The 2,656-nt window shown below is 48.8% G+C and carries 3 protein-coding genes; all 3 read right to left on the bottom strand.

From position 1 onward, the window contains the following. The coding region (locus tag GY683_RS04730) for a tyrosine-type recombinase/integrase (protein WP_297287650.1) at nt 1-970 on the bottom strand (970 nt) is incomplete at its 3' end. After that, the gene (locus tag GY683_RS04725) at nt 957-2,204 is read right to left on the bottom strand and encodes a tyrosine-type recombinase/integrase (RefSeq protein ID WP_297287649.1); all 1,248 of its coding nucleotides are present in this window, start codon (nt 2,202-2,204) and stop codon (nt 957-959) included. The genes GY683_RS04725 and GY683_RS04730, both read right to left, overlap by 14 nt. A gap of 4 nt (nt 2,205-2,208) precedes the next feature. Next, nucleotides 2,209-2,616, bottom strand: coding sequence for a hypothetical protein (locus GY683_RS04720; RefSeq protein WP_297287648.1), 408 nt, complete (start codon nt 2,614-2,616; stop codon nt 2,209-2,211). Nucleotides 2,617-2,656: the final 40 nt, after the last annotated feature.

Raw genomic sequence — 2,656 nt, 5'->3', positions numbered from 1 at the left:
GGGTCTGCCTTTGTGCAGAGATAAAATTAACCAGTTGGTATCGATGCTCGGCATCAAGCAGTTTGAGATATTTAACCGTGTGCTTATACTCGCTGTGGCCCAAATAGGCGGCCAGCACCGGAAGGGCATTTTGTGGGGATTTACCCTTATCTTTGATACGCTTTAGTGTATTGACTGCGAAGCTATGGCGCAGTGAGTGAGGCGTGGGCGCACCAATATTGGTGTTTCCCATGGTTTGCCGGGGGCACTTGAGACCGATATCGTTAACCGCCTGGTGAAACCGCCGGCGGATGAACTCGTCGTAGAAGGGTTTTTCTTTGCTCATCGCCAGCAGATAAGAGTTGGAATCCGCATGCCAAAAACTGCGACGTACGGATAGATAGTTGGTAATTTCGGTGGCCACCGAATTGGGTATGGGAATGAGGCGGTCTTTTTTAAATTTGGTCTTTTCAATGTAAAGCGTTTTGTCATCGGCTCGGAAGTGTTCACGCTGCAGTCGCAAAGGCTCTGAGATGCGCATTCCGCAGCGAGCCAAAAGTAAAATGGCCATGTAGCTGCCCAGATCTTTGACAAAATCTTTGGCGTATATTCGCAAACGCTTAGCTGTAGCATGAATCAGTTCATTGATTTGAGATGGAGAAAAGATAAACGGGATAAAGTTTTCTTCGGGCAGGCAGGGGATATCTCTTAAAGGATTATGCTGGCAGTATTCTTTTCGCACTAGGTATTCAAAGAACCCTCTTGTGTAGGATAACACGCGATTGATCGTTTTGTTTTGCGTGCGCAGATCGGCTTGCAGCCTGAGGAAAAACGTCGGTGTCAAATCGCTTGGTCCGGCGTTTTGGGTGAGCAGATAGCGATCAACGGTTTTTAGCGCCCAGCGCAAGTTGTCGGTATCATAGCCCAGCTGGTAACGGTAGATCATGTAATCTTCAAACTGTTGTGTCAGAAAGCTTTCAAAGCGGCTCATCTAAGATTACCTCGCGCATCAAATCGGTGTGGATGTGAAGATATTTGCGGCTGGACTCGATATGACGATGTCCCAGCATCTGTTTGATCTCATAGATCGAAGCGCCGGAACTTAGCAGGTGCTGGGCATAGGAATGGCGCAGCCAATAAGGCGTTGAGCTCAGTCCAGCCTTGTGCATCGCCTCTTGAATATAGCGGCCCACCAGGCCGGGGACAATCGGACCATAGGGGGCTGACAAGCTTAAAATAAGATGACGGTCTTGGCTGTTGGGTCGGCCGCCGACCATATAGGCGACAATGGCCTTCAGGGTTTGCTCAGCGATGGGAAGCGTTAGCGGTTGTTTGTTTTTGCGATCCTCGACGTTAAGTTGTGCTTTTTTAAAGGCGATATCATCCAAGGTGATGCGGCAGATCTCGCAGGGTCGCAGCCCCAGGGTATAAGCCAGGTGAACCATGACGTAGGTACGAAGGTTTTTAGCTGAGTTAACCGACAGACTTTCAAACAACTGCTTAACTTCGTGAGGACGCAAAAATTTTGGAGGCTTGGCTTTGGCAAATTGGACGGCGCCGATCAGAAGCGGCGCCAGGTCTTTTTTTAAGATGCCGCATTGATGATGCAGATAAGTTAAAAAGCCGCGCACAATGGTTCGATAGGTACGGCAGGTGCCTGGCGAAAAGGGCTGGCAAAACTTGGCCATAAACGCATCGAGATCTTCGATACGAAGCTGGTGCAGTCTGATATCCTGCTCGTTGAGGTAATCGCAAAGAGCAGACAGCACTCTTCGGATGGCGACTAATTGGTGGGTGTCTGTCTGATGGCCGTCTTGCCGATATCGCAAATAGTCTTCAAAGATTCCGGTAAGTTTTCTTTGCTGTGGATGCTGTGGCAACGGGGTCTTTATCTGACCCTGTTCAACCAGATACCGTGAGAGCCCATTGATGGCTGCCGTGGTGGCAAGTCCACTGATTTTTTTAAAATGCTCACGGGTTGTGACGGTAAAAAGTTGTTGCCAAGGCAAACGGCGGTTTTTGACAAAATCCAAAAACAGTTCCAACTGCCTGCGGTGCAGGTGTTGAGTGGCAGAGCTATAGTTGACGGATTTCATCCAATCAAGGTAATCGGCAGTAGCGCGGATCAGTCGGGCAACTGCCGAAGGGTCTTTTTGTGGCGGCCCGTATTGCTGGATGTACCAATTGAGCCATTCGATGCATTGCTGGATATGAGAATCGGACATTTTGCTAAATTCCCTTAAATAATTGAGTCATGACAGAACCGATGGCCGCCGGCGCCTGACAACCCGTCAGTTGCTCTTTAGGTTTATTCATTGCACCTTGAGCAGGTTTGGAGGGCAAAGAAAGCACCTGGAAAAGGGTACCATCAAAGGCGATCAGGTCTTTTTCAATCAGCCCGACTCTGGCAGCGCTATATTGTTCAAGGCTCATGCGCAAAGATGAGCAGATGCGATCATAGCTGTAAAAGGAGAGTCCATAACGATCCGCAGCCAAAACCAGAAAAATATACAACAGCAACTCCTGTTGGCTTAAGGCCTTTAAAAATCCATCGGTTAAAAATCGATGCGGGATAAAGCTGAAGCCCCCATCGATGCGTCGGATGCGATCGGCAACCAGAACCTTTTTGGTGATCATGATCGACTCCTTTCCTATTGTCAGCAGCTATACACCAGCT

This window comes from Moraxella sp., from assembly GCF_024227015.1.
Lineage (GTDB): Bacteria > Pseudomonadota > Gammaproteobacteria > Pseudomonadales > Moraxellaceae > Moraxella.
This window is presented reverse-complemented; position numbering and strand designations above follow the sequence as displayed.